This is a genomic window from Terasakiella sediminum (assembly GCF_033100395.1).
In the GTDB taxonomy this organism is placed as follows: Bacteria; Pseudomonadota; Alphaproteobacteria; order Rhodospirillales; family Terasakiellaceae; genus Terasakiella.
On record NZ_JAWLVJ010000012.1, the window covers coordinates 1 to 24,827 of the forward strand.

General features: G+C 48.6%; 23 protein-coding genes. 13 read left to right on the forward strand and 10 right to left on the reverse strand.

From position 1 onward, the window contains the following. Positions 1 to 69: 69 nt before the first annotated feature. Complete coding sequence (locus RYZ26_RS10785) at positions 70 to 774, reverse strand: fumarylacetoacetate hydrolase family protein (protein ID WP_317683214.1); 705 nt, start codon at positions 772 to 774, stop codon at positions 70 to 72. A gap of 2 nt (positions 775 to 776) precedes the next feature. Continuing rightward, on the reverse strand, positions 777 to 1,520 hold the full coding sequence (locus tag RYZ26_RS10790; protein WP_317683215.1) for a dienelactone hydrolase family protein: 744 nt from the start codon (positions 1,518 to 1,520) through the stop codon (positions 777 to 779). A 230-nt stretch (positions 1,521 to 1,750) separates the two neighbouring features. Here RYZ26_RS10790 and RYZ26_RS10795 point away from each other — a divergent pair, with 230 nt between their 5' ends. The 4 genes from RYZ26_RS10795 to RYZ26_RS10810 all read left to right on the forward strand — a co-directional run bounded on the left by RYZ26_RS10795 (position 1,751) and on the right by RYZ26_RS10810 (position 4,571). Beyond that, positions 1,751 to 2,533 carry a LytTR family DNA-binding domain-containing protein gene (locus RYZ26_RS10795; protein WP_317683216.1) on the forward strand — a complete coding sequence of 261 codons (783 nt, stop codon included), beginning with the start codon at positions 1,751 to 1,753 and terminating at the stop codon, positions 2,531 to 2,533. A gap of 140 nt (positions 2,534 to 2,673) precedes the next feature. After that, positions 2,674 to 3,120 (forward strand): cupredoxin domain-containing protein, encoded by a 447-nt coding sequence (locus RYZ26_RS10800; RefSeq protein WP_317683217.1) that lies wholly within the window; start codon positions 2,674 to 2,676, stop codon positions 3,118 to 3,120. Between the two features lie 114 nt (positions 3,121 to 3,234). Next, positions 3,235 to 3,909, forward strand: a complete 675-nt coding sequence (locus RYZ26_RS10805) for a hypothetical protein (RefSeq protein ID WP_317683218.1) — start codon at positions 3,235 to 3,237, stop codon at positions 3,907 to 3,909. Positions 3,910 to 4,184: 275 nt separating this feature from the next. Next, complete coding sequence (locus RYZ26_RS10810) at positions 4,185 to 4,571, forward strand: hypothetical protein (RefSeq protein ID WP_317683219.1); 387 nt, start codon at positions 4,185 to 4,187, stop codon at positions 4,569 to 4,571. On the opposite strand, the gene modA is transcribed toward RYZ26_RS10810, so the two are convergent. From modA to RYZ26_RS10825, 3 genes are all read right to left on the reverse strand, one after another. Continuing rightward, a complete protein-coding gene (gene modA, locus RYZ26_RS10815) occupies positions 4,568 to 5,314 on the reverse strand; it encodes a molybdate ABC transporter substrate-binding protein (RefSeq protein ID WP_317683220.1) in 747 nt (248 codons plus the stop codon). The genes RYZ26_RS10810 and modA overlap by 4 nt on opposite strands. Further along, entirely contained in the window at positions 5,314 to 5,979 is a 666-nt protein-coding gene (locus RYZ26_RS10820) for a DNA-3-methyladenine glycosylase I (RefSeq protein ID WP_317683221.1), read from the reverse strand. Before RYZ26_RS10820 ends, modA begins: the two co-directional genes overlap by 1 nt. A gap of 76 nt (positions 5,980 to 6,055) precedes the next feature. After that, complete coding sequence (locus tag RYZ26_RS10825) at positions 6,056 to 6,991, reverse strand: response regulator (protein WP_317683222.1); 936 nt, start codon at positions 6,989 to 6,991, stop codon at positions 6,056 to 6,058. A gap of 255 nt (positions 6,992 to 7,246) precedes the next feature. Here RYZ26_RS10825 and RYZ26_RS10830 point away from each other — a divergent pair, with 255 nt between their 5' ends. The 3 genes from RYZ26_RS10830 to RYZ26_RS10840 all read left to right on the forward strand — a co-directional run bounded on the left by RYZ26_RS10830 (position 7,247) and on the right by RYZ26_RS10840 (position 10,767). Continuing rightward, positions 7,247 to 9,478: a HAMP domain-containing methyl-accepting chemotaxis protein gene (locus tag RYZ26_RS10830; RefSeq protein WP_317683223.1), complete on the forward strand. Its 2,232-nt coding sequence runs from the start codon at positions 7,247 to 7,249 to the stop codon at positions 9,476 to 9,478. 234 nt (positions 9,479 to 9,712) lie between these two features. Next, the gene (locus tag RYZ26_RS10835) at positions 9,713 to 10,489 is read left to right on the forward strand and encodes an Hpt domain-containing protein (protein WP_317683224.1); all 777 of its coding nucleotides are present in this window, start codon (positions 9,713 to 9,715) and stop codon (positions 10,487 to 10,489) included. Positions 10,490 to 10,620: 131 nt separating this feature from the next. Continuing rightward, on the forward strand, positions 10,621 to 10,767 hold the full coding sequence (locus RYZ26_RS10840) for a hypothetical protein (RefSeq protein WP_317683225.1): 147 nt from the start codon (positions 10,621 to 10,623) through the stop codon (positions 10,765 to 10,767). A gap of 87 nt (positions 10,768 to 10,854) precedes the next feature. On the opposite strand, the gene RYZ26_RS10845 is transcribed toward RYZ26_RS10840, so the two are convergent. Together RYZ26_RS10845 and RYZ26_RS10850 are read right to left on the reverse strand one after the other, a co-directional pair. Then, complete coding sequence (locus RYZ26_RS10845; protein WP_317683226.1) at positions 10,855 to 11,370, reverse strand: KdsC family phosphatase; 516 nt, start codon at positions 11,368 to 11,370, stop codon at positions 10,855 to 10,857. Between the two features lie 37 nt (positions 11,371 to 11,407). After that, entirely contained in the window at positions 11,408 to 14,875 is a 3,468-nt protein-coding gene (locus tag RYZ26_RS10850; protein ID WP_317683227.1) for a sensor domain-containing protein, read from the reverse strand. 153 nt (positions 14,876 to 15,028) lie between these two features. Here RYZ26_RS10850 and RYZ26_RS10855 point away from each other — a divergent pair, with 153 nt between their 5' ends. Continuing rightward, a complete protein-coding gene (locus RYZ26_RS10855) occupies positions 15,029 to 15,604 on the forward strand; it encodes a helix-turn-helix domain-containing protein (protein WP_317683228.1) in 576 nt (191 codons plus the stop codon). Here the strand turns inward: RYZ26_RS10855 and RYZ26_RS10860 are convergent. The 3 genes from RYZ26_RS10860 to RYZ26_RS10870 all read right to left on the reverse strand — a co-directional run bounded on the left by RYZ26_RS10860 (position 15,601) and on the right by RYZ26_RS10870 (position 17,710). After that, positions 15,601 to 16,710 (reverse strand): threonine aldolase family protein, encoded by a 1,110-nt coding sequence (locus tag RYZ26_RS10860; protein WP_317683229.1) that lies wholly within the window; start codon positions 16,708 to 16,710, stop codon positions 15,601 to 15,603. The genes RYZ26_RS10855 and RYZ26_RS10860 overlap by 4 nt on opposite strands. An 80-nt stretch (positions 16,711 to 16,790) precedes the next feature. Further along, the gene (locus tag RYZ26_RS10865; protein WP_317683230.1) at positions 16,791 to 17,231 is read right to left on the reverse strand and encodes an Rrf2 family transcriptional regulator; all 441 of its coding nucleotides are present in this window, start codon (positions 17,229 to 17,231) and stop codon (positions 16,791 to 16,793) included. Between the two features lie 11 nt (positions 17,232 to 17,242). After that, positions 17,243 to 17,710: a GNAT family N-acetyltransferase gene (locus tag RYZ26_RS10870; protein WP_317683231.1), complete on the reverse strand. Its 468-nt coding sequence runs from the start codon at positions 17,708 to 17,710 to the stop codon at positions 17,243 to 17,245. Between the two features lie 139 nt (positions 17,711 to 17,849). On the opposite strand from RYZ26_RS10870, the gene RYZ26_RS10875 reads away from it, so the two are divergent. From RYZ26_RS10875 to RYZ26_RS10895, 5 genes are all read left to right on the forward strand, one after another. Beyond that, on the forward strand, positions 17,850 to 19,049 hold the full coding sequence (locus tag RYZ26_RS10875) for an adenylate/guanylate cyclase domain-containing protein (protein ID WP_317683232.1): 1,200 nt from the start codon (positions 17,850 to 17,852) through the stop codon (positions 19,047 to 19,049). Positions 19,050 to 19,184: 135 nt separating this feature from the next. Then, positions 19,185 to 20,336 carry an efflux RND transporter periplasmic adaptor subunit gene (locus RYZ26_RS10880; protein ID WP_317683233.1) on the forward strand — a complete coding sequence of 384 codons (1,152 nt, stop codon included), beginning with the start codon at positions 19,185 to 19,187 and terminating at the stop codon, positions 20,334 to 20,336. 3 nt (positions 20,337 to 20,339) lie between these two features. Continuing rightward, positions 20,340 to 23,486: an efflux RND transporter permease subunit gene (locus RYZ26_RS10885; RefSeq protein WP_317683234.1), complete on the forward strand. Its 3,147-nt coding sequence runs from the start codon at positions 20,340 to 20,342 to the stop codon at positions 23,484 to 23,486. Positions 23,487 to 23,713: 227 nt separating this feature from the next. Then, positions 23,714 to 24,265 (forward strand): hypothetical protein, encoded by a 552-nt coding sequence (locus RYZ26_RS10890; RefSeq protein WP_317683235.1) that lies wholly within the window; start codon positions 23,714 to 23,716, stop codon positions 24,263 to 24,265. A 173-nt stretch (positions 24,266 to 24,438) separates the two neighbouring features. Further along, positions 24,439 to 24,804, forward strand: coding sequence for a hypothetical protein (locus tag RYZ26_RS10895; protein WP_317683236.1), 366 nt, complete (start codon positions 24,439 to 24,441; stop codon positions 24,802 to 24,804). Positions 24,805 to 24,827: the final 23 nt, after the last annotated feature.

Genomic DNA, 24,827 nt, shown 5'->3' on the forward strand with positions numbered 1-24,827 from the left:
TATATCTTGGTTTTTTCATTTCGAATCTCCTGCACTTAATATACGAGAAAATTCTACTTCTAAGGACCACTAAAAATCGGGGGTATTACCGTAGCTGATGACTTTGGCGGGTTTGTGGATCATGTTTTGGGTGTTTTCCTGCTGGACGATCTCGCCATTTAGCCTCGTTGTGAGCAGAAGGTTGTTGGGATCAAGGCCCGTGACCACCGCCGGGCCGACGGGGCCGAAGCCGTCGCTGGCTTTGGCGCGCATCCATTGCAAGTCCCGGCTCTGCCAGCCGCGTTCACTCAGATCATTCCCAGCCGTCAGGCCGAAGATATAGTCTGGGGCTTCGGCCTCAGAAACATCCTTGGCCCGTTTGCCGATGACCAGCACAAGCTCGCCTTCAAAATGGACATTGCTGGCATCTCTCGGGAGATTGACCTTTTCTCCGCTTCCGATCAGCGAGGTTGGCAGTTTCAAAAACAAGGGCGGTGGCAGGTCAGAAGAGGAAGCAAGATGGCTTGCGAAATTCATCCCAACAGCAAAGACCTTGCGCGCATCTGTTGGCGGCAGCAGGCGCACGTCGCTTAACGCATAACGCTTGCCCGTTTTTGATGACATGGGGAATAGGCCCGCGCTCAATTCCTCAATCTCTTCACCCGCCACAATGCCGTAGCGAATGCCATTCGCTGTTTCAAATCGGACGTAGGAAGTGGTTTCCGCCTGCACTGTCCCCATGAGAAGGAACATCAGGACAGGCAGAGCCATGAAGATGCGTAGCATTTGAGACATGCTCAGCTACCGAGGTTAGTTTGCAGGAAATCGGTGAAGGCATCCCAGGATTGTTCATCCGCCACCTTGCGATACCGCTTGGAGCCGATCACGGTAAAGGCATGAGGCGCACCGGAATAAACCTGGATCTCATAAGGCGTTTTTGAGGCTTCAAGCTCCACAGAAATCTGCGCCACATCCGTCATGGGGATAGCCGTATCCGCCCCACCATGGGCAATCAAAATAGGTGTGGTAACGCCATCAAAGCTTTGACCTGCAGGTGTTTTCAAGCCGCCATGGAAGGTGGAATAGCCAACGATATCACTGGCCTTGCCGGAACGTGCGAGTTCCAGGGTCGCGGCCCCACCAAAGCAATAGCCCATTACCACAGTCGGTTGGCTGCCGGATTTGCGAGCTTCGGCTAGTCCACCGAGGATAAGAGAGCGCATACGTTCTCTGTCTTTATAGAGCTTGCCTGTTTCTGCCTTTTTCGCCCCTGTTTCCACCGGACGATTGCCCTTGCCATAAAGATCCACCGCAAAAGCATCATATCCAAGCGAGGCAAGCATTTCAGAGCGCTTCACTTCATAATCCGTCAGGCCATCCCAATCATGGATCACAAGCACCAACCCTTTGGACGGCCCGCTTGCCTTGGCCATATAGCCTTCAAACGCTTCGCCATTAACGGTATAATTCACCGTCTCGCCAGCATGGGCGACAAACGGGGTGAAGGCCAAAAGCCCTGCTGCAAAAATTGCTGTACGCATGATTTTACTTCCTTTTCAGATAAGAGACGGATCGCGTGTTTGTACGTTTATGTCATGAGGTCAGATCACAATTAACGCACAGCATCGCTTGGGAAGAAAGAGAATGCACCCCACCTTTTCATGAATGTCATTCACGCAAGGCTCCGTTTTAGAATATCTAAAATATCCTATGGATTTTCATGGGTTTATAGTAAGCTATCCATTCAAGAAGCATGAAATGATTTCATCAAATGGCCCTTACGCACGTTCTAAAACAGGAAAGCCGCCTTTTCTTTTTCACTGCCCTTTGCGCAGCGCTTTTGATTGCCTCAACCGAGCCAACCACAACCAAAGGCCTCGGCGTAATGGCAACCTATGCCTATTGGCTCCTTCGCATATTGACCGAAGCCTTCCTGTTTTTTGCCATCCGCGATGTGGTGGAAGGATACCTTCTGCCAAACAAATCCGTGATCATGACAGCGGTGGTAGCCTTCGTCCTCAGCCTCATTCCATTTGTGCTGGCAATCACGGCCTTTGATCTGATTTTAGGCTTCCCGGAACTCGGACTGGAAAATGGCGACAGCACACAACCCGGTCGCCTGGGTGAATTTGCACTGGAACTTCTGTATCTGTCAGATAACCATTTTGCCCTCTGCCTTCTGCTCTCGGCCCCCCGCCTCTTCAAAAAACTGCGTAATGAGGCAACAGCCCAACAGGGCGCAACCTTCCTGGAAACACTGGAGCCAAAACTCAAAGGCGATCTCCTCTGGATCACGGCCCAGGAACACTATGTCAAAATCACCACGTCAGAGGAAACCCGCACCGTCCTCTATCGTTTCTCCGACCTGATCCGAGACCTGCACGCCCACCCCGGCATGCAAATCCATCGCTCCCACTGGATCGCTTTTGACGCTATTACAGATGTTGAAAAATCCAGCCAATCCATGAAAGTCACTCTTTCCAGCGGCGCCATCATCCCTGTCAGCCGGACCTATCGCTCTCTGCTGGAAGACCAACTCTCCAAACAAGTTTGAGAGGACAATCCTTCACCTCTACAACTAAGGACCTAAACAAGTTCAACTAAAGTTGACTGCCCGCTTCACGCAAAAACAGATAGCCTTATCGGATCAATTAAAAAAACAACGATGACCTGATCACACAAAGGAGATTTGAGATGAAATTGCGCCATATGATGTTTGCTGCTGTAGCTTGCGCGAGCCTGAGCTTTGCGGGTGCTGCGTCTGCGCATGATCTGGGCTTTGCCGGGCTGCTTTCCAAAGGCAACAAAGGGGAAATGCCAGAACTGACACTGGCGGCAGGCAAGCCGGTTTCAGCCGAAGGTGCGATCACCCTTGAATCAGGTAAATATTACGAAATGGAAATCAAGGGCGATGGTTCTGCCGAACTGGCGCTGCATGGCTCTGGCTTCTTCCGTGCCATCTGGGTGGATGAAGTCGTGGTAAACGACCTGGAAATCCGCCCCATCGGTATCGACAGCATCGAATTTGATGATGCAGGTGAAATGGAAATCGGCTTTATCGCCATCAAGCCAGGCACCTATCGTCTGTCTATCCCGGGTTCCACAGGGGAAACACAGGGTGTTGATATCACAATCAAATGATCCCCTGCCCTGAAAATTCAAAAACACAAAACCTCGCCGGATCACTGGCGGGGTTTTTGTTTACCTTCATTCATGGTAATCTCACTAAAAAATATAATGCACGAGAACCTCGCGATGAAGAATTGGCGCTTCCTGATCATATTTTTGATACTGGGCTTCACCTCCCTGCCTGCACACGCCTGCCCTAAACGGGTTGTGGCTGTGCTGGGCGATGAAATCGGCGTTACTGCCCTGCCGATCCTGATGGCTATCTACGAAGAAATTGGCTGTTCAACCCGCTTTGACTTCCTGCCTGGGCGCCGGGGTATTCTGGAATTCAACAAAGGTCAAGTGGACGGAGAACTTTATCGCAACCCAGTTGCCGAACAATTCTATGACCGTCCCTTTGTGCGATCACGCATTCCATTGATCGAACTTTCCCAAGGTGTCTTTACTGCGCCGGACATTGCAGATTATCAAAACACGACCATTGGCTATGTCAGCGGAATCAAATGGCATGACCTTTTTGTGCAAAACAAAAGCCATGACACCAAACGCTATGTGCGTTTCAACAGTATGACGCAACTGTTTGATGCCTACGATCAGGGACGCATTAAAAGCTTTCTCTCCTCTGACATGGCCGTCGGCATCCACACCAAACAGCATGGCTTCAAGATCACCCCGCGCTTTGATTTGCTGATCGGCAAGCTGGAACTTTACCATTACCTGGGTGCAGAGCATAAAACTACCATGGAAAAGATTTCTGATTACATTGAAGCCCATAAGCCGTTTGATCAGCTTCAGAAATAGCCTTTTTTAATTTAAAAAATCTATTGAAAATTCACATACCAATCTATTGGAGATATGAAAATTATTCCGGCAAGATAAGAAGCAGATAACAACAGCTTCAAGGAATGTCGGCCATGAACCAATTCACCCACCTGCAAGTTCCATTCTTCATCCCACGCTATTGGGCCTTAAAAACGCGATATGATGCCCGTTTGTTCAAGACCTTTAAACTTCCGGCCAATCAAACCAAAAGAAAATAATTTTTCACCAACGCGTCCCGCAAACAGGAGGAACCCATGACCATGTTCATGCAGAATTTGAAATCAGACGTGCTTAAGATCAACCATAAGCTTGTGAACCATATAGAACTGGTTGCACGCCATAAAAAGGGGCTGAAATCAAAAGAGAAAAAAGCCTTTCAGGAATGTGAACGTGCCTCGGCCCGGCTGATCCTTTATGCCAACAACTGGGTCCATAATTTCGCCCAGGGCAGACCAACGGCTGAGAAAAAATCTTTCTATATCGACTCCCAAACCATCGATGACTGCTGCCAGACGCTGGAGAAAAATGCGCTCTATCACTCCACCGATATCTTTAAAGAAGTCGTCAGCCTGATCCGTAAAATGCAGCGTGCCGCAACGCCAAGGTTCGATCCGATCCGGGTCCATACCATGGCGTCTTAAAGGGAAACGCCATAGCCATAGCGCTGGATAATGGCCTTTGCCCGCTGCCCTTTCAGGAAATCAACAAAATCCTGTGCCGCCAAATTCCCCTGCCCTTTCTTGAGCAGCACCGCCTGTTGATTGAGCGCACTGTAATAGTCTTCAGGTACCAACCAACGCGAGCCTGCAGGTTCATTGATCACCTGGGATAAAGCAACGAACCCTAACTGTGCATTCTGGGTAAAGACAAACTGATAGGTCTGGGCTATATTTTCACCGCGCACGATTTTGGATTTCACCCCATCATAGGCTGACAGCTTCTTCAGTGTTTCCACCGCTGCAATACCGTAAGGGGCCGTCTTGGGGTTCGCCATGGCGAGTTTTGAAAAGCCATCAGGCTGCATCAAAATTTCCGGTGTTTCGTCAATCAATCCCTCATCCCGACTATAAAGAATGATTTTGCCGCGTGCATAGGTAAAGCGGCTATCAGCCACAATCCCCCCTTCTTCTTCCAGCATTTGCGGTCTTTCCACATCAGCTGAAAGAAAGACGGAAAATGGTGCACCATTTTTGATCTGGATATAAAGTTTTCCGGTGGAGCCATAGCTCAGGACCAGCCTGTGCCCGCTTTCTTCTTCAAAGGCTTTTTGCAGTTCTTTGGCGACCTTGGTGAAATTGGACGCAACAGCCACATAGGCTTTATCCGCCATAGCCAATGACGACGTAAACAGCAGACAGGCAAGGAGCAAGAACAATCGGCGCATCAGTCCACACTATAGGCTAAAATCTGACTGAGATGATTAAGCGGTAAGCTAGTTTCTTCCTGCCATTTATTCAAGGCACCCTGCACGCTCTTCAAAGCTTTCTTCGATGTCGGTGCTTTATCGATAATGCCTTCACGCGCCAGCCCCTTGACCACATCATCAGAAAAGATAAAGGCATCCACACCCATACGGCGTAAGAAAATCAACCCGGTATTCCCGCCCAGACGCGAACCTGCTTTTCGCATTTGTAGAATATTCAGGCAATAATCCTGGGGTTTCCAGCTTGCAAAGAAGGACCCAAGGCTGCTGTGTTCATCGACCAGGTCCAGAAAATACCCGGCGTTTTCACGCACCGTTTTGATCTTAACGTAATTCGCCACCACCTTTTTCTGTGACATGATGGTGTCGATTTCTTCATCCGACATCATACGGTTTCGAAACAGATCAAACCCGTCAAAGGCCGTTTCAAATTCCGGCCATTTCTTATCAATGATGCCCCAGTTAAATCCAGCCTGGAAAATGCATTTGGTCGCAGCGGACAGCCATCTGTCATCGGCCTGTGCTGCGATTTCTTGCGCAGAAAGGGGATTGATCAGACGGTCGTTCAGGAAAGCTTCCCCTTTACGATTAATCGCAATATCGCGAATTTCTGAAAAAGATCTCATCTTATCTTCCTTCCCCCAGTGCCGAGAATTTCTGATCTAACCACAGATCGCGGATATGCGTACAACCTGCCTCGAATTATGAATTATATTTTTTCCCAACAGTGGAAGAGATCTCGTTTGCAAGATTGCTCGACGCATTCTGCGCCTTGAAGGTGGCGGAAATCGCTGTTGAAAGTTCGGCCACCAAATTCAGGTCTTTCTTTTTCGGCTCTGTCCCACTGCTCCAAAGCGAGTGGGCAACTTTGGTCAAAGTTGCGACCAAATCAGCGATATGGGTGTAATCACTTTCTTCCAGGCGCTTGCTGATATCTTTAGAGACCTGCACCAGTTTTGCCACCTGCCCCAGACTTTCCCGGTTGATCTGACCCTGACGATAAGCCGGGACAATGCGGTCCACCAGATAGCTGATCTGAAAGGCATGGCGTTCAATCTTCTGGGCATTCATTTCCCAGACGGTTGAATTGACTTCCTGCTGGAACTCAGACGCCACAAAAGTCCCCTTTGCCTTCCCCGCAATACTATTAGGCACAGGCATAGACGGTATTTCCTGTGACCCCGGGCGGTGCCCCTTACGGCGATCCGGGCCAATATAGTCGGTTGTCACCACAAAGGGTTTGCGTTTTTCCACCAGATAAATGACCCGGTCCAGAATTTTCTGCCCCACAATCGGTTTAATTTGAAGATCATCCAGCCCGGCCTCCGAAGCCGCTGTCACCACTTCCTGTGTTGGTTCATCAATAAACAGAATGACCGAACAAAACGGGTTCTGGCCGCATTGGTTGTGACGTAGTTTACGGATGGTTTTACAGACGTTGCCGCCTTCAAGGGAGATATCACACAATAGCAGGTCAGGACATTGCGCCTTGATGCTATCTTCCATCTGTTCCACGTTGGATACGTCCTGAATACGGCGGAAACCGCCATGGTGCAGAATCCCCTTCAGACTGGAACGCAGCTGGATATTCTGATCTGCAATCAGAATATTTATCTGGTCAAAGTTATATTTTGTCATGACCCGCCCTTTTCAAAACAGCTGCTTCTCAGACAATAACAGCATATCCGGCAAAATGGAAACCTTTCATAACCGTAAGTTTTAATTACAAAAACGATTACTTGAACTCAAAGATTTCAACCTCCATATCTTATACGAGAAAACACGTAGGAGCGATACCAACTGATGCGGATTCCAATGATTGCCGTGTCAATGGTACTTTTGCACAATAAAAAAAATATGACCTAATTTCTGGGAACCTAGGGACTATTCATAATGCAAGATGCATCAAGCGCAAACGCAAGCGCCACAAATGACGAAATCGCGTTAAGCAAAAAAATACAGTTCGGCATTGGTAAAAGATTGATCCTCGCCTTTGGGGGCGTGGGGCTTTTATCTGTCCTGATCAGCTTTGTCAGTTGGAACGGCCTGTCTGAAATGTCGGAAACACAAGCCGACATCACATCAAAAGATGTACCGGCCATTTCCTCAGCTTTAACACTGGCAAACCAGACATCACAACTGGTTGCCTCTGCTCCGTTGTTAACATCGGCCAGAACCGACGAAGAACGGACAACCCAGATTAAGCAGATCAATGCAACGCTTCAGGCAACTGAAAGAGAAATTGCAGCACTCTCTCCGCTGATTAACGACGACAAACAAATTGCAGCCCTGAAAGACAAAGTTAAAAAACTTCAGCCGATTTTCAAGCGGCTTGATGAAATCGTCATGCAGTCCCAGCAATCTGAAGCGCAACGTCAAAAACTCAGTGCCCAACTGATTGATCTGCGTAGCATTGCAGAAAGAGAAGTCAGCCCACTGGCCAAAGGCATCAATCTTAAGATGCTGGATATTTCAGATAAATGGATTGAACTACTAGACCAAAGCATCGAAAAGGCAGCGACGGGTGAACAGGTTGACTACGATGCCTCTGAACTGGAAATGGCTCCACTCGGTGTTGCCCAATTCCAGACGTCCGTTCTTGGTTTCCAAAATAGTGCCAACTTGCTCATCGGCCTTCTCCTTGAAGGTTCTCAGAGCCAGGATATCTCCAAAGTTCAGGACCTTCAGGGTTTCTTCCTGCAAAACATCGCCTCTATGGCCAGCCCGATGGCAGAACTTGCCAAAGATAACGAAGTTCCCAATCTCGAAAAAATGTTCCAGCAACTTCTGGAACTGGGCAGCAAAGGTGATCAAAATACCGACATCCTCAAACTGCGCATTCGCCAGTTGGAAATGATTAAAGAAAGCGAGACACTGCTGTCCCAGGCACGTGATATCTCTGGCGGCCTGTCAACCGAGGTCAACAAAATCGTTTCCACCCTGCAAGCCGGAATGGACAAAGCGGTTGCAAGCAACAACAAGCTGGCCAAAACCACCAAGACAACCTTGTTGATCGTGGCCGTGGTCAGTGTCATCGTTGTGATCCTGGTTGGCTGGCTTTATATTCTGGGCAATGTGGTAAAACGGCTGTTGAAACTGGTTCAGGTGATGCAGAGCATCGCTGGCGGTGATTTAACCACCCGGGTTAATCGCAACGGCAGTGACGAGATCAGCCTGATGGGTTCAGCCCTTGCCTTGCTCAGAAATGGTTTGCGTGAAACAGACTTGCTCAAACAACAACAAGAAGAACAGCGCCTGAAGAACCAGCAACTACAAAAAGAACAGGCGCAAAAACTAGCCAATGATTTTGATATGGCTGTCGGTCAATCCCTATCCATTCTATCAGAGTCTGTTGGCGACATTCGTCAAAAGGCCAATGCGATGAACGAAATTTCCGCACGCACCCTTAAAGAGACACAGGAAGTGACCTCTGCCTCGCAAGTCATGTCGGAAGATATTTCAAGCGTCGCCTCCAATACGGAAGAACTGGCAAAATCCATCACCGAAATCAGCGGACAAGTCGCCAACAGTACGCAGGTCGCCGCAGAAGCCGTAACACGGGCCGCCAAGCTTAATGGCAATATTGAACAGCTACAAAGCGGTTCGGAAAAAATCGAAAGCGTCATCGGGCTGATCAACACCATCGCCGAACAAACCAACCTTTTGGCCCTAAACGCCACCATCGAAGCATCACGCGCTGGCGAAGCTGGCAAAGGCTTTGCGGTGGTCGCATCAGAAGTGAAAAACCTCGCCAACCAGACTGCCAATGCCATTGACAATATCTCCACCCTGATTTCTGATATTCAAAATGAGATTGCTGAAGCCGTAGATGCCAATGCGCAAATCACGACCATCATTGAAGAAATTGATCAGGTCTCAACCGGAATTGCAGCCGCAGTTGAAGAACAAAGTGCCGCAACAGGTGAAATCAGCCGCACCGTGCAAAACACAGCCGCCCATGTAAACACCATTTCTGAACGGGTGGTCGATGTCTCAGACGCGATCAAAGACAACAACACCATGGTCGAAGAAGTGCTGGGTGGGGTTTCTGAAATTGATGACCAAAGCTCCAGCCTGACTGAAGAGGTCGATCATTTCTTAAATGACGTTCGCAAATCCGGATAAGCATACTAAATTTGATAAAACCATATAAAACAGGAAAGGCTTCTCTTCAATAAGGAGCCTTTTCTTCTTTATGCCTGTTATGAGAAACTTTGAAAATCGGAAGTTTTTGATCATTTAATGAAAAACGCGCAGCATTAGAGATCACAAGTTTGTTTTTTAACAATCCACCTCTTTACGCCCTTCATTTGGATATATAAGATTACAAAAAATATAAAGCTTTGGGGGCTTGAAACTATGCAGTTTGATCTTGAGTCTGCTTTACAGCGGCTAAAGCAGGATTTCATCGAAGGCAGTCTGGAGAAACTGGACGACATCGATAAAATCATTGATAACATCTACAATGACCGTGGCAATCGCGGTGATCAGTTTTTCCAGTTACAGCGCGATGTGCACAGTATCAAGGGTTCTGCTGGTACCCACGGCATGCACCTTTTGACACTTGTTGCCCACCGTCTGGAAGACTTTCTCGAAGCCGCACAACGCCTGAGTAATGAGCAATGGCGCTGCGTCCAGATCTTCATCGACGAAATGCGCATCCTTGTGGACTTAGGTAAAGACCCTGTGGAGTCTGAGCGCGAAGCCGTTCTCGCCCGTCTGCCCCATGCCCAGGAAGAATCAACCGAATTTACCGAACAGAAGAAAAAGAAAGTCACCGTTCTGGTGGTCATGCCCCCGGGGGTACAGCGTAAACTGATCGGTAAAGAACTGGCGGCTTGCGGATTCGACCTTTCCTTTACCGATCGCCCGGTTGAAGCCATCCGGCTGGTCATGGACCTGCGACCTGATGCGGTGCTTTCAAATCAGGAATTTCGTAATATGACCGGGTCTGAACTGGCAAATGTACTTAAGGAAATCAAAATCACCCGCAATACACCTTTTGCCCTTCTGACCTCATCCGATGTGGATCAATCGAACCTGCCGGATGGGTCGCATATCATTAAAAAAGGCGAAAGCTTTGATTCTGATCTGACAGACTATCTGGTCGATATTGGCTTGTTTGGACGCTTATAACCATTGAATCAATAAGTTACATGACAGAAATATGATATTTAAATCCCAGCACCCGTAAAAATACTTATTTTGCTTGATTAAGCTCGTTCTTTTGAACTATTATAGATCAGTATTTCTATTGGAGGTAGGACATGGATAAACATACAGAAACACTCAAGTTTCGAACGAAATGGTTGCATCACACTGTTGAAGTGCTGAAAACCACATGTAAAAACTATCACCACGATACATGTGAGCGCATTGAGCAGTTGAACGCCAAAAAAGAAAGCGCGCGTTAATCAACATCACAAAATAACTAGCGCCAATTCGTAAATAAAAAAGCCCGCAATCCAAACCTTGCGGGCTTTGTTCGTTTCTGAAACGTTTTAGCTGTTCAACTTGATCAACAGATCACAGATTTCGCGCACAGCCCCGCAACCGCCCTTTTTCTGGGTGATATAAACCGTATGGGCTTTAACTTCTTCCACTGCATCGTCAACAGTGATGGGGGTGCCAATCTTTTCCATGATGGAAATATCGTTCAAGTCGTCACCCATGTGGGCCACATTATCCAGGCTGATATCCAATTCATCACAGATTTTCTGCAAAATTTCGATCTTGTTTTTCGCCCCTGTATAAACATGAGAAAGCCCCAGACGTTTGCCACGTTCCTGAATGGCATTTGTCGTGCTGGCACTGATGATACATAGTTCCACCCCAGCTTCGCGAGCCTTTTTCATGCCCATCCCGTCTTTGACGTTAAACTTTCTTAACTCATCCCCGGTTTCGGTATAATACAGCCCACCGTCGGTTAAAATGCCATCCACATCCAGACTTAACAGTTTGACTGTCTTTAATTGTTCTTTGAAGTCGTCAAAATTCAGTTTTTCACGTTCACACACAGGAACAGACCTTTCATTTCATGATTTTGGGTGCACCTTACAGCGTACGGCCCGATCTTAAAAGTGTTTCGAACTCATCAACCGGAAGCGGGCGACTGAAATAATAGCCCTGGATCAAATCACAGCCATTTTCTTTCAGGAAACCCAACTGGGTCTCATTTTCCACACCTTCGCCAACGATCTTCAAATCCATGCTTTTGGCAATCGCAATCACTGCCTTGGCCAAATTGCCCGTCACTCCTTCATCTTCTTCACCAATCCGCATAATGAAGGATCGATCGATTTTCATGATATCCAGTGGGAAGCGATGCAGGTAATTCAGCGATGAATAGCCCGTGCCAAAGTCATCCACACTTAATTGTACGCCCGTGTTGGAAAGCAGGTTCAACGCATCCACCACCCCTGTTTCACTGGTAGCGATAAAACTTTCGGTGATTTCAATTTCAAGCGCGCTCGGATCAATACCACTTTCATGAATAATGGCAATCAGATCATGGGCCAGATCCGGCTTGGTAAATTGTCGGCCAGACAGATTAACCGCCACATTGTGCAGGGGCAAGCCTGCGTCTTTCCACTTTTTCAGCTGCTTACAAGCCGTTTCAAAAACCCACTCTCCGATAGAAACGATCAGTCCGGTTTCTTCAGCAATCGGGATAAATTTATCCGGGCCGATCATGCCCAGTTCGGGGTTCATCCAGCGAATAAGCGCTTCTGCCCCAAAAATTTCGCCCGTTTCCACACTGACCTTGGGCTGATAATAAAGCTGGAATTCATCATTCACCAAGGCTCTGCGCAGCTTGGTTTCCAATTGCAAACGTTCCTGAGCGCGTTCATTCATATCATCAGTGAAGAACATAAACAGCCCGCGCTCCACCTCTTTCGCGCTATGCATGGCCGCTTCGGCTTTGGGCGAAAGTTCTTCCAGAGTTTCCCCGTCACGTGGGAACATGGCAACTCCGCAACTGGCAGACATCAGGATATCATCTTCATGCTGGGAAATTTTAATCGGCTGGCTGATGACCATGGACAGGTTGGCAATGGCCCGGCTGGCCGCTTCTTCATCCCCTGCCCCGATCAGCATAATGATAAATTCATCCCCGCCAATGCGCGCGACCGTATCCACACTGCGCAGGCTTTGATCCAGGCGGGCAGCAACTGTTTTAATGATCTGATCGCCCGCCTCCAAGCCCAAGCTTTCATTCAGGTATTTGAAATTGTCCAGATCCATATAGACCAGCGAAAAGGCTTTATGTTCGCGCTGTGCCTGTGCGGTGGCTTGGGTAAAACGATCCGCCAGCAATTGCCTGTTGGGCAGGCCCGTTAACAGATCATAGTTGGATTGATAGGTCAGTTGCTCCTGAGTTTCACGCTGGCTGGTGATATCGTTGAAGACCGCAACATATTCTTCCACATTGCCTTTATCATCCTTCAGGGCAGAGATATTTTGCCAGCAGAGATAAATCTGCCCGTTCTTGCGGCGGTTCCAGATTTCGCCTTCCCATTCCCCGCTCTTGTCCAGATGGGCCCACATGGTTTCAAAAAATTCTGCATCATGTTTATCTGATCGCAATACCGATGGATCACGCCCCAGAACATCGGCTTCCTGATAGCCAGTGATGCTGACAAAGGCTTTATTGACCAGAATGACCTTGCCACTGGCATCAGTTACCATCACACCTTCGACCACATTGTCAAAAACCGTTTGAGTCAGGCGGCGTTCTTTTTCTTCTTCAATAAATCGGGTCAGGTCCTGCACCACCCACATGGTGCCTGACTTGGTATTAAACCGATCCACCAGTCGCCCGGTCATTTCACCTTTAAAGCGCGTCTTGTCTGCCCGGCGGAACGTCACCTTCATATCAAAAGAATTGCGTTCCATCAATTCCATGCGTGCCATATTTTCCATGTTGCGGAAAGTTTCCACATCGTCATAAAGAATTTCAGGTGATCGCCCCTTCAAGGCATCATGATCATAGCCGAAAATTTCTTCAAGACGGCGTGAACACCATTGGATAATCCCGCCTTTCACAAAGGCCACGCCCGTTGGCACGTTGTCCATCAGACCACGCAGATGCATATTCACCTTATCCAGGCGTTTGCGAACATTTTGTTCCCCGGTGACATCCGTTGCCACACAGATCAGTCCTTCAAAACTGCCATCGCCACTGACGACAGGGGAAAAGCGCATATCCAGCCAATAGCGTCCCAGATGCACGAGTTCATGACGGGTTTCCCCGGATAAACATTCACGCATAATATCGATCAAATGCGGTTGATCTTCAAACACTTCAAAGATGGAACTGCCTTCGACCTTGCCCGGTTGCAATCCCAATGCGGTTAATCCCTTGCCTTCCCCCAGAGTAAACATCCCGGTGCGATCAACGGCAAACAGCACCACGGGCAAATTATCGACCACAAAGTTCCAACGTGCCTGGTTCATGGCCAGCACATCTTCAACCGTCCGACGTTGGTGAGCTTCATGGGCCAGTTTTTGACTGACATCATCGAGCGAGGCAATATTGCTTTTTGCATCTTTCTGTTGATCACTGATCCGTACCGCCATCAATGACCAAAGGACGGTGGAAAAAAGCCCTACAATCAGTACAACCCAATGAAAATGGGTGAACAAATTCGCATCCTGTTGCACGACATTTTCAAATCTAAACGAAACTGCCTGGCCCAGCATGTTAAACTGAATAGCGGTTGTTTCCTCTTCAATAAACACATCGGGGCGTACATCCGATATTTCAATTAGGCCGGATTGATAAATCGCATAAATCGGCTCTGTCTGCGTAGCGTTGATTTCCAGATAGATCAGCCTTTCCGGGTCACGAAACCCATCCCAACTTTGCCGCAAAGTGCGCGGCAGATCCAGCCAGACCATGACATGACCAACTGCATAGCGACGATCCGATGAGGTGTGATTTTGCTTATCAAACGTTCTGAAAAAAGGATGGGCAATGACCATAAAACGTCGTTCTGTCGTCCCCAACTGATCCCATCCCATGATCAGGCTTTCGTCCAGTACAGGAACCGATTTCTGACTGCCTCCTAATTCCTGCTGGCGTGATAGAAAGTCTTTAACATACACCTTTTCAGCCTCAAAGCGCGCCACGATCTGATCACGCAAGCTCGCATCACTGACCGCCCAGGTTGGCACCAACGACATAAAGCGGATACCCTGCTGTTCCGGGACCTGAGAGATAATATGATTTAGTTCTTTCAATCGCTTAAGAACGTCATCGCGACTGACATGTTCTTTCGCAATGGAAACCTGATGGGCAAGTGGTGCAAACAAGCGGGACTTTCGATCCAGTTCCCTTTCCAGGGCATGTATATAGTCGTTCGCCAGCGACTGTTGTGTCGCCACACGACGGCCTTCCTGCAGATTTTTCACAAACAGACTGACCGCAATGGTAACGATCACCCCCAACACCAGCACAACCAGCGCCCGCAGCCGTGCTGATTTCCGCTTCCGCGTCAAAGATGTCGTTTGTGTGGCCATCTATTTCCCGCCCCGATCGGGCAAATCATTAAAATCACAGGCAATTTTCACCAAACCACCCTAAAAACCTTACTTCTTTTTAGAAATGAGGGCACGAAAAATCTGACTCTTTATCCAGTTTCCAGTATAACGAACAAAAGAAAGGAAATTCCGATGACCAAACGCACCCCACCTGAACTTGGACAAGCTCTGCAATCTTTGCGCAAAAGCAAAAGCCTGACGCTGGATAAGCTGGCGCAATCGTCCGGAATTTCAAAATCCATGCTGTCACAGATTGAACGCGGACAAACCAACCCCACATTCGCAACATTGTGGAGCTTGACGAATGCCCTGGGTGTTGAAATTTCCGATATTCTGGAACAGTCTGAAAATGCGCAGAACACACCGATTTTGATCGAACATCTCGAAGCACATTTCACCCCGACCATTCAAAGCCCGGATGCAAAATGTACGTTAAAAATTCTCAGCCCGGTTTCAAGCGTGGCTAATCTGGAATGGTATGAGATGCGCATCCAGAAAGAAGGCTGTCTACAATCAGGGGCGCATACCAGCGGCACGACGGAACATCTGACCGTGCTGAAAGGCAGCCTGCTGGTGACATCCGGTGATACAAACATCACGTTAAAAGAGGGGGAAACCGCGAGATACAGAGCCGATTTCCCCCATTCCATCACCAATATGGCTGATGATGAAACAATGGCTATTCTGGTTGTGGCGACAAGCGATTAAGCCGCCACAGCCGTTTCTTTATGTGAAGCCAGCAGATCAACCAAATCGTCTATTTTTTGCTTTGGCGTGGAAAAACCACAGACAAAGCGCAGGCGACGATATCCCTTTTGTTCGGCCTCTTCACTATAAAAACCAACGCCTTGGTCCTGCAACCAAAACGCCACGTCTGCTGGCAGATGGACAAACACCAGATTGCTTTCAACAGGTGTTTCCACATAAACACTTTCCAGTGTGCCCAGACGTTGTGCAAGATATTGCGCCGATTGATTGGCATGTTTGGCATTCTTCAACCACAGATCATCCGTGATATAGGCCTGCAACTGGGCTGCCAGAAAACGCGCCTTTGAGATCACATGGCCTGTTCTTTTGGCCTGAAAGATGAAGTTATCCGCCAAATCCTTGTTAAAGAAGACAATGGCTTCTGCATTCATCGCACCGTTCTTGGTGGCCCCAAAACTTAGGACATCAATGCCTTTGACCAGTTCGCTTGCTTCACAGCCAAGAGCCGCAACCGCATTGGCAAAACGTGCGCCGTCCATATGGACCAGCAGGCCATTTTCTTTTGCAAAATCAGTAATTTGCTTCAGCTCTTCCAGGCTATAGACCGTGCCCGCATCTGTCGTCTGTGTCAGGCTGATACAGGCGATTTGGGAACGGTGAATACAGCCTTGTCCACTATGCCGAACAGACTTTTCCAGCGCTTCTACTGAAATTTTGCCGTGATCCCCCGCCACACCGATCAGTTTCGCCCCGCCGGTGATGAATTCAGGTGCGCCGCACTCCATGACTTCGATATGGGCTTTTTCGTGGGTCAAAATAGCTTGCCAGGGTTGAACGCAGGCGCTTAAAGCCAAGGCGTTTGCTGCGGTTCCGGTCACAACCGGGAACACAATTGCATCACGTTTAAACAGATAGGAAAACTGATCATTCAGGGTCATGGACATCGCATCCGCCCCATAAGGTGCAGCTGCCTCCGCCTCATTGGCGACGGACAGTGCAGCCAAGATTTCCTTGCTCACACCGCATATATTATCGCTTGTAAAGTCCATGACTTCCTCGTTTGTTAAATATTTAATATATTTTGTTTGATATATTAAACTTTCCATCCAATCAAGTATTATTTTGCACAAAGCAGCTTATCCCGCACAAGGCAGGACAAGATCAGATCAACAACAAGAAAGAAGAATTAGTCGTTGGCCGCTTCGCGTTCTTCACGCTCTGTGCGCCAGCGCATTGTTTTTAACAAGGTACCGATGGTCACGGAACCCAGTGTAGCTATGGCGATTTCATCGATTTCGGTCAGCACCATATTCAGCGCTTTCCCGATATCCGTATCCACCTGCGCGTCACGATTACGTTCATTTTCCCCACCCACATCTTCAAAACGGTGGATGACATCAAACAAGGTTGTGCGTTTCAGATTACCGGAAAAACGATAGCCGCCCCCCGCCCCACGTACAGATTCGACCAGACCCGCTCGACCCAGGTCACGTAAGACCTTTGCCAGATGGTTGGCCGATATATTGTATTTTTCGGCAATGTCTGTTGCGGACAATTGAACTTCCGGATCCCGGGCCAGTTCAAGAACCGCATATAAAGCGCAGTATGTTGCTTTTTGCAATTTCATCTCAAACCGTCCTAATCCAATGGCATTTCAAGTTCAATATAGGGTCCACCCATCATCCCCTGACTTCTGAAGAAACTGAGGTTCAGGTTGTCTTTACGGTGCAGCATGGTGCGGATTTGTCCAACACCGGCTTTGGTAAACTGTTCCTTCACCGTATCAAACAGACGGGTGCCCACCTGTTTCAAGCGAATTTCGGGGTTCACCCCAATGGTATAGACCCAGCCGCAAGGCTCAGACCCGAATTCCCAGGCGCGAATTTCACCAATAATAAAGCCCGCAAAGTCACCGTTGATTTCACAAACATAGAAAAAACCTTCGTTGGAATCCCCATAGCGATGATATGTTTCATTCCAATAATCCGGTTTATGCTGGCCTGTGTTATAGGCATGCAAGTCAGTGACGTAGGCGAGGTCTTTCTCATCCGCATCACGGATAATGCAGGTATCGCCATCAATCTGCGTTTCTTTGCAAAATGCCATTTCTCAACTTCCTGTAAATCCATGTCTCTTTTGTAGGGACATTTACCGATGGATATAAAATACGCATTTCGGTACCAATTTGTAAAGACTCCGATAAAAAAACTCGTAAAAAGTTTCTTTTCTGCCTATCCTTTTAACCATGAGCATAGATAACACCGCCATAGATACTCTTATAGATGAGCTGATAGACCGGACTCTGCTAAGTCCTGTTGAACCGACTCTGCTGAAAGACACATGTAATCGCCTGCAGGCTGCGGGCTTATCTATCCTGCGGGTGAATATGTCCTGGACCACCCTTCATCCCACCATTGGTGCGCTGACATTAAAATGGTGGCGCGACCAAACGTTCGATGATGCCATCCGCTATGCCCATGCTGATGGCGACAGTGATGAATGGCTGTTAAGCCCCGGCTATCATCTGGTCACCAATGAACTTAAAGAACTGGATATCCGCCTGGATGGCAAAGACACCAATTATAACTTTCCTTTACTGTCCGAATTAATAGAGGCAGGCGGGACACATTATATCATCCGGCTGTTCGCTTTTTCCAAACCCGGGGAGACCACCCATGATGATGACGGGATGATTCTGTCGTGGCTGTCAGATCGCGAAGGTGGATTTAATGATGACGAAATCCAGATCATCAACCGGATTGAACGTTATATCGCCCTGGCCCTGAAAGTCGCGTTACGTGAACGCATCGCGCTGAACACCCTGACAGCCTATCTGGGGCAGAACGCCGCCCAACGGGTGCTGAAAGGCGCGATCAAACTGGGCGACGGGGAAAATGTGCCTGCCGTCATCTGGTATAGTGATCTCAGAAACTCCACCAATCTGGGCGATACGCTGGACGGTCCGGAACTGCTGGCAACACTGAATGAATATTTCGCCTGTACCGCAGGGGCGGTGATGGATCATGGCGGCGAAGTCCTGCGCTTTGTCGGGGACGCGGTGCTTGCCATCTTCCCGTCCGATCAAACCGATCTTGCAATAGCATGTAAAAAAGCAACCGCTGCAGCAAAAGACGCGCTTAAACGATTAAACGACACCAACACCCAGCGTCTAAGCCAAAACAAGGCACCCCTCGCCTTTGGTCTTGGCCTCCATACGGGTGAATTGATGTTTGGCAATATCGGTGTACCGGAACGACTGGATTTTTCCGTCACCGGACCAGCGGCCAATGAAGCTGCGCGCATTGAAAGCATGACCAAAGAACTGGGCCAGCCGATTCTTGCCTCCAGCGACTTCGCCCAGCAATGTTCAGATGACTGGAAAGCACACGGAACATATCCCTTGCGCGGCGTTTCAAGGTCAATTGAGCTCTATACCCTTAAATAATTAGGGCTTTGTGAGAGACTTCACATAACTTTAATCGAAGATGGATTATCAATGTGCAGCGTCCAATTTAAGGATGTAGTACAATCTAAAATAAATTCAAACGGCGCGGGCCGTTTTTTCTTAAGGCACATGGCGATGACACTTCCACAGAACAAATCCATTCTGATTGCGTTCTCAATTGCAGTAGTAATTTCTCTTTGGCTCGTTTCCGGTCAATTCGGCGATGACAGTGCGGCTGACGAAACAGCAACCAACCAGACAATTGAAATGCCTGAAACGCAAAAAAGCACGGCTGTAACGGTGATGATCAGCTCGCAAACCGCAACGGATCATGCTGATGTCATCAGCCTGTTTGGCCAGACCCATGCGGATCGCTCTGTTGATATCAAGGCGGAAACAGTTGGCAATATTAAGGAAGTGCTGATCGAAAAAGGCAGCTTCGTTAAAAAAGGTGACGTGATTGCGCGCATCAATATTGATGATCGCGACCGCAGCCTTAAAAGCGCACAGGCGCTTGTGCGTCAACGCCAGTTGGAATTTGAAGCTTCGCGCAAACTGTCGCAAAAAAGTTTCCGTTCCCAAACCAAACTGGCCGAAGCAGAAGCCTTGTTGAACGCCGCACGTGCCCAGTTGGAAAGCGCCCGCCTTGATCTCGCCCATACCGAAATCAAAGCGCCTTTTGATGGCAAACTGGAAGATCGCACCATCGAAGTCGGTGACTATGTGGAAAAAGCGACCATGCTGGGCCAGATCGTTGATCTTTCCCCCATCGTTGTGCGTGCCGAAATCTCCGAAAATGATATCTCCAAAATCCAGGATGGTCAGCCCGCAAGCGTCATTTTAAATGACAAACGCAAACTGGACGGAATCGTACGTTTTGTTGCCAGTACAAGCAATAGCACTACACGCACCTATCGCATCGAAATTGAAAGCGAAAACCCAAATAACGAAATCGCCGCCGGTCTGACAGCACAAGTCCGTCTGGAAGTGGGATCCAACAAAGCCTATCTGGTGTCACCAGCCATCCTGACCCTTTCTGATGAAGGTGTCATCGGGGTAAAAACCGTCAATGATGACAATATCGTTGTCTTCAACCCGGTAAAACTGCTGGAAGATACCGCATCCGGCATCTGGGTTTCCGGCCTACCGAACGAAGCACGCATCATTGCACGTGGTCAGGAATATGTAAGCCCCGGACAGACCGTGCAAACAGTCGAAGAGGGGCAACAATCAGAAGCTCCGGCTGAAAAAGAAGCCCCGGCTTTGGTTAAAGCGCAAGGAAACTAAATCATGAAAAACGCCATCGAAGCCGCACTGGGCCATGCGCGTACCGTGCTGTTGACCCTTGCCCTGATTTTGATCACAGGCACCGTTGCTTATAACAATATCCCCAAAGAATCTGATCCGGACATTAACATTCCAATCATCTATGTCGTCGCAAGTCATGACGGTATTTCCCCCGAAGATGCCGAACGTCTGATCATCCGCCCCCTTGAACAGGAACTGCGTACCATCGAAGGCATCAAAGAAATGCGTTCAACCGGGTACGAAGGCGGCGGCAACGTCACCCTGGAATTTGAAGCCGGTTTTGATGCAGATAAAGCCTTGGATGACGTGCGCGAAAAAGTTGATCTAGCAAAATCTGAACTGCCAGATGAAACCGACGAACCCACAGTGCATGAAGTCAACTTCAGCCTCTTCCCTGTGCTGGTTGTCACTTTGGCGGGTGATGTGCCCGAACGCACTTTGGTAAAAGTCGCTCGTGATCTGCAAGACTCCATTGAATCGATCCCAACCGTTCTGGAAGCCGAAATCGCAGGGGACCGTGATGAAATGGTTGAGATCGTGATTGATCCGGCCAAAGTGGAACTTTATGGCCTGACCCCGGCTGATGCCATCAATGCAGTTGGCGGATCCAACCGACTGGTTGCTGCGGGTTCACAAGATACTGGGCAAGGGCGTTTTGCTGTTAAGGTTCCTGGTCTTTATGAAACTGTGTTCGATATCATGAACCAGCCTTTAAAGGTCGATGGCGATGCGGTTGTTACCCTTGGTGATATTGCCGAAGTGCGCCGTACCTTTAAAGACCCGGTCAGCTTTGCCCGCGTCAACGGCTCCCCCGCTATTGCCCTGGAAGTTTCCAAACGTACAGGCGAAAACATCATTGAAACGATTGAGCGCGTGCGTGAAATCGTTGCAGTGGAACAAGAAGCCTGGCCGGACACATTGAAACAGAACATCGACGTTTCATTCTCACAAGATCGATCCAACCAGATCCGTACCATGCTGCTGGACCTGCAAAACAACGTGCTGAGCGCTATTTTGCTGGTGATGGTGGTTGTGGTTGCTGCCCTTGGCATGCGTACCGCAGGCCTTGTGGGCATGGCGATCCCGGGCTCATTCCTGGCCGGTATCCTTGTGCTGTCTGCTATGGATATGACACTGAACATCGTTGTTCTCTTCAGCCTGATTTTGGCAGTGGGTATGCTGGTTGATGGCGCGGTTGTTGTGACCGAATATGCAGACCGTAAAATGATCGAAGGCCTGCATCGTCGTAAAGCCTATGGCCTTGCAGCTCAACGGATGGCCTGGCCGATCACAGCTTCGACCGCAACAACATTGGCTGCGTTCCTGCCTTTGCTCTTCTGGCCGGGGGTTGTGGGTGAGTTCATGAAATTCATGCCGATCACCCTGATTGCCACCCTTTCGGCCTCTTTGTTGATGGCACTAATCTTTGTGCCGACACTGGGCTCGCTGTTTGGGAAAGCCTCTGCCGCTGTACCGGAACTAAGCGAAGTTTCTCCTGAGAAAGAAACTGACCTGTCCAACCTGCATGGCATCACCGGAACCTATATCGGTCTTTTGCAAAAAGCGCTGCGACACCCCGCAAAAATTCTGTTTGCAGCTTTTGCCATGCTGATCGGTGTGCAGATCACTTATGCAAACTTTGGTAAAGGTGTTGAATTCTTCCCGGAAATCGAACCAGAAAATGCCATCGTGCAGGTTCGTGCACGCGGTAACTTGTCTGTATGGGAACAAAAAGAAATTCTGGAAACTGTGGAATCCCGTATTCTGCCGATGTCCGAATTTAAAACCATCTACACCCGCATCGGCGCGCCTGAACAAAGCGAAGAAGCCGAAGATATCATTGGAACAGTGTCGCTTGAATTCAAAGAATGGCATGAACGCCGCCCGGCAAACGTCATTCTGGCTGAAATCAAGGATATGACCGCCGATATCCCCGGTATCGAAGTTGATGCCCGCAAACAGGAAGAAGGCCCGCCAACAGGCAAGCCGATCAACCTGCAACTTTCGTCGCGCAATACGGAATTGCTGGCACCAGCCGTTGCACAAATCCGTGCAGGCCTGGAACAAGTCGATGGACTGCTGAACCTTGAAGATTCCCGTCCGCTTCCTGGTATTGACTGGGAACTGGATGTAGACCGTGCCCAAGCGTCCAAATTTGGTGCTAACATTGGTTTGGTGGGTGACTTTATCCAGATGACCACATCCGGTCTGAAACTGGGGGAATATCGCCCGGATGATACCGATGATGAAGTTGAAATCCGTGCGCGTTTCCCAAAAGAAAACCGTACCATTGATCAGCTGCAGAACATCCGCATCAATTCCGAAGCTGGCACGGTGCCGATTTCAAACTTTGTATCACGCACAGCCGAACAACGCACTGGCAAGGTCAACCGGATTGACGGGTTCCGTGTCATGGCGGTCAAGGCTGATGTGGAAGCAGGCATCAATGTGGATGCCAAACTGAACGAGATCAAAGCCTGGCTGAAGGATCAAAACATTGATCCGCGCATCAAGATTGAATTCAAAGGTGAAGATGAAGAACAACGCAAGGCCGAGGAATTCCTCGTCAATGCCTTCGGGGTCGCGCTTTTCATCATGGCGATTATTCTGGTGACACAATTTAACAGCTTCTATAGCGCCTTCTTGATCCTAAGTGCCGTCATCATGTCCACCATCGGGGTCTTTATTGGCCTGATGATCACCGCTCAACCCTTTGGCATCGTCATGGGCGGCGTCGGTGTAATTGCCCTGGCCGGGATCGTGGTGAACAACAACATCGTTTTGATCGACACGTTTGATCGCTTAAAACATGAAACGGGTTCCGCCTACGACGCCATCGTTTTGACCGGGGCCCAGCGTATGCGTCCGGTCTTGCTGACCACCGTCACCACCATGTTAGGTCTGTTGCCCATGGTGTTACAACTGAACATCGACTTCTTCACCCGTGAAATCACATCTGGTGCGCCATCCACACAATGGTGGGTGCAACTGGCAACGGCCATCTTCTTTGGCTTGGGTTTCGCAACAGTGCTGACATTGGTTGTCACCCCGTCTGCCCTGATGCTGCGTGCCAATGTGCAGGACTGGTTCAGAAACAGAAAAGCTGCAAAAATAGAATTGGCTGAATAATTTAAACCAATCATTCAATCAACTTCTCCCCCTTAAAAACCGCAAAGTTTCAACCTTTGCGGTTTTTTCTTTGACTGTGCGCGCCGTCATACTCCTTTTGGGTTACGCCTATTATATTAGAAACGTAAAGGTGATTTTTAACGAAAGTTTTCTACGCGATGGCAAGCCCTTATAAGGTAAAATATAAACCCTCCAGACCACCCTCAAGCACCAGAAAAATCTCTGTTATGCTGGCGCTGTTCTCTCTCGTTCTTGGTGGTTTTATCTATGCGGCCTTGCTGAAAGACCATATCAACCCCAGCAAAAAATCACACATTTCACCCTATCCAGAAATCAAGGTTGAAGACCTGGGCAAACGGGTGGATGACCTTAAAAGGAAATACCCGGATTTGCTTTTAACGCAGAACCGGGACGGGTGGGTCGTGGGACGCCATAAATTTGAAGGCGCACATTATACCGTCTGGTTTATCGCAGAAAATAAGGAGTTTGTTGCCTTTCGCATCAAGGCGACACAGACCTATAGTCACTTGAAAGAAAAAGAAACGCTGAAATTTTTCGGCACCCTCTTTGGTCGGCCCTTTGACAATTACTGCAAAGGCAAAAGCACTTATGCCATTGAAAGCTGCCATTATAAATGGTGGGTGCGCGATGCTGTCTCCCTAGACGTTTATACCCGCACAAAGAAAGATCAGTCCGTTGTGCTGGATGCCATTACGACTGATACGTATCTTACGTCCAAACATCACAAAATTATCCGCACTTTCCTGCCCATACAATAGTACCCAGCAGTAGAAACCTGCAGATTTCAACCCTAGAACACGTATTAGGGCCATACTACTATGGGGGCAAAAGCTTAATATTTGATGACTCTTATGCACATTTGATTGGTTCGAAAGAACCTATAAGATGAAAATTAGAAAACCTTTTTAGCGTTCTTTAAAAGGAGAGTGCCATGCAAACCGATCTTTCTTTTTTCATCGCCATGGATGGTGCGCCTTATCCTGTGCGCTTTGATCCGACCGTGCTGGATGAATTTGAACGCGACCACGCTGACAATATGGATTTGGAACTGCGCAAGTTTTCAGATGCCTGGTTTGGACCGACCTTTTTCCTGGAACGCGAAAACCGCCTGGGCGTCATTGCACAGTTGATCCGGGACGCCATGCGCGACGAAGATGGCGTGCTGGTTGCCAAATATGTTCTCTGGATGGTGGCACGCTATCCAGAAATTTCTGGAATTCGCATCCACGAAGACACATATGAATTTATGGCGGATGCGTTCGACGACTTTGACTGCACAAGTCAAAGCATTCATTAACCAAACAACATCCGCCATGTACC

Bases quoted from the DNA above. Each gene is read 5' to 3' on its own strand.
- RYZ26_RS10785 (WP_317683214.1), bottom strand. From the start codon at position 774: ATGTCTCAAATGCTACGCATCTTCATGGCTCTGCCTGTCCTGATGTTC.
- RYZ26_RS10790 (WP_317683215.1), bottom strand. From the start codon at position 1,520: ATGCGTACAGCAATTTTTGCAGCAGGGCTTTTGGCCTTCACCCCGTTT.
- RYZ26_RS10795 (WP_317683216.1), top strand. From the start codon at position 1,751: ATGGCCCTTACGCACGTTCTAAAACAGGAAAGCCGCCTTTTCTTTTTC.
- RYZ26_RS10800 (WP_317683217.1), top strand. From the start codon at position 2,674: ATGAAATTGCGCCATATGATGTTTGCTGCTGTAGCTTGCGCGAGCCTG.
- RYZ26_RS10805 (WP_317683218.1), top strand. From the start codon at position 3,235: ATGAAGAATTGGCGCTTCCTGATCATATTTTTGATACTGGGCTTCACC.
- RYZ26_RS10810 (WP_317683219.1), top strand. From the start codon at position 4,185: ATGACCATGTTCATGCAGAATTTGAAATCAGACGTGCTTAAGATCAAC.
- modA (WP_317683220.1), bottom strand. From the start codon at position 5,314: ATGCGCCGATTGTTCTTGCTCCTTGCCTGTCTGCTGTTTACGTCGTCA.
- RYZ26_RS10820 (WP_317683221.1), bottom strand. From the start codon at position 5,979: ATGAGATCTTTTTCAGAAATTCGCGATATTGCGATTAATCGTAAAGGG.
- RYZ26_RS10825 (WP_317683222.1), bottom strand. From the start codon at position 6,991: ATGACAAAATATAACTTTGACCAGATAAATATTCTGATTGCAGATCAG.
- RYZ26_RS10830 (WP_317683223.1), top strand. From the start codon at position 7,247: ATGCAAGATGCATCAAGCGCAAACGCAAGCGCCACAAATGACGAAATC.
- RYZ26_RS10835 (WP_317683224.1), top strand. From the start codon at position 9,713: ATGCAGTTTGATCTTGAGTCTGCTTTACAGCGGCTAAAGCAGGATTTC.
- RYZ26_RS10840 (WP_317683225.1), top strand. From the start codon at position 10,621: ATGGATAAACATACAGAAACACTCAAGTTTCGAACGAAATGGTTGCAT.
- RYZ26_RS10850 (WP_317683227.1), bottom strand. From the start codon at position 14,875: ATGGCCACACAAACGACATCTTTGACGCGGAAGCGGAAATCAGCACGG.
- RYZ26_RS10855 (WP_317683228.1), top strand. From the start codon at position 15,029: ATGACCAAACGCACCCCACCTGAACTTGGACAAGCTCTGCAATCTTTG.
- RYZ26_RS10860 (WP_317683229.1), bottom strand. From the start codon at position 16,710: ATGGAAAGTTTAATATATCAAACAAAATATATTAAATATTTAACAAAC.
- RYZ26_RS10865 (WP_317683230.1), bottom strand. From the start codon at position 17,231: ATGAAATTGCAAAAAGCAACATACTGCGCTTTATATGCGGTTCTTGAA.
- RYZ26_RS10870 (WP_317683231.1), bottom strand. From the start codon at position 17,710: ATGGCATTTTGCAAAGAAACGCAGATTGATGGCGATACCTGCATTATC.
- RYZ26_RS10875 (WP_317683232.1), top strand. From the start codon at position 17,850: ATGAGCATAGATAACACCGCCATAGATACTCTTATAGATGAGCTGATA.
- RYZ26_RS10880 (WP_317683233.1), top strand. From the start codon at position 19,185: ATGACACTTCCACAGAACAAATCCATTCTGATTGCGTTCTCAATTGCA.
- RYZ26_RS10885 (WP_317683234.1), top strand. From the start codon at position 20,340: ATGAAAAACGCCATCGAAGCCGCACTGGGCCATGCGCGTACCGTGCTG.
- RYZ26_RS10890 (WP_317683235.1), top strand. From the start codon at position 23,714: ATGCTGGCGCTGTTCTCTCTCGTTCTTGGTGGTTTTATCTATGCGGCC.
- RYZ26_RS10895 (WP_317683236.1), top strand. From the start codon at position 24,439: ATGCAAACCGATCTTTCTTTTTTCATCGCCATGGATGGTGCGCCTTAT.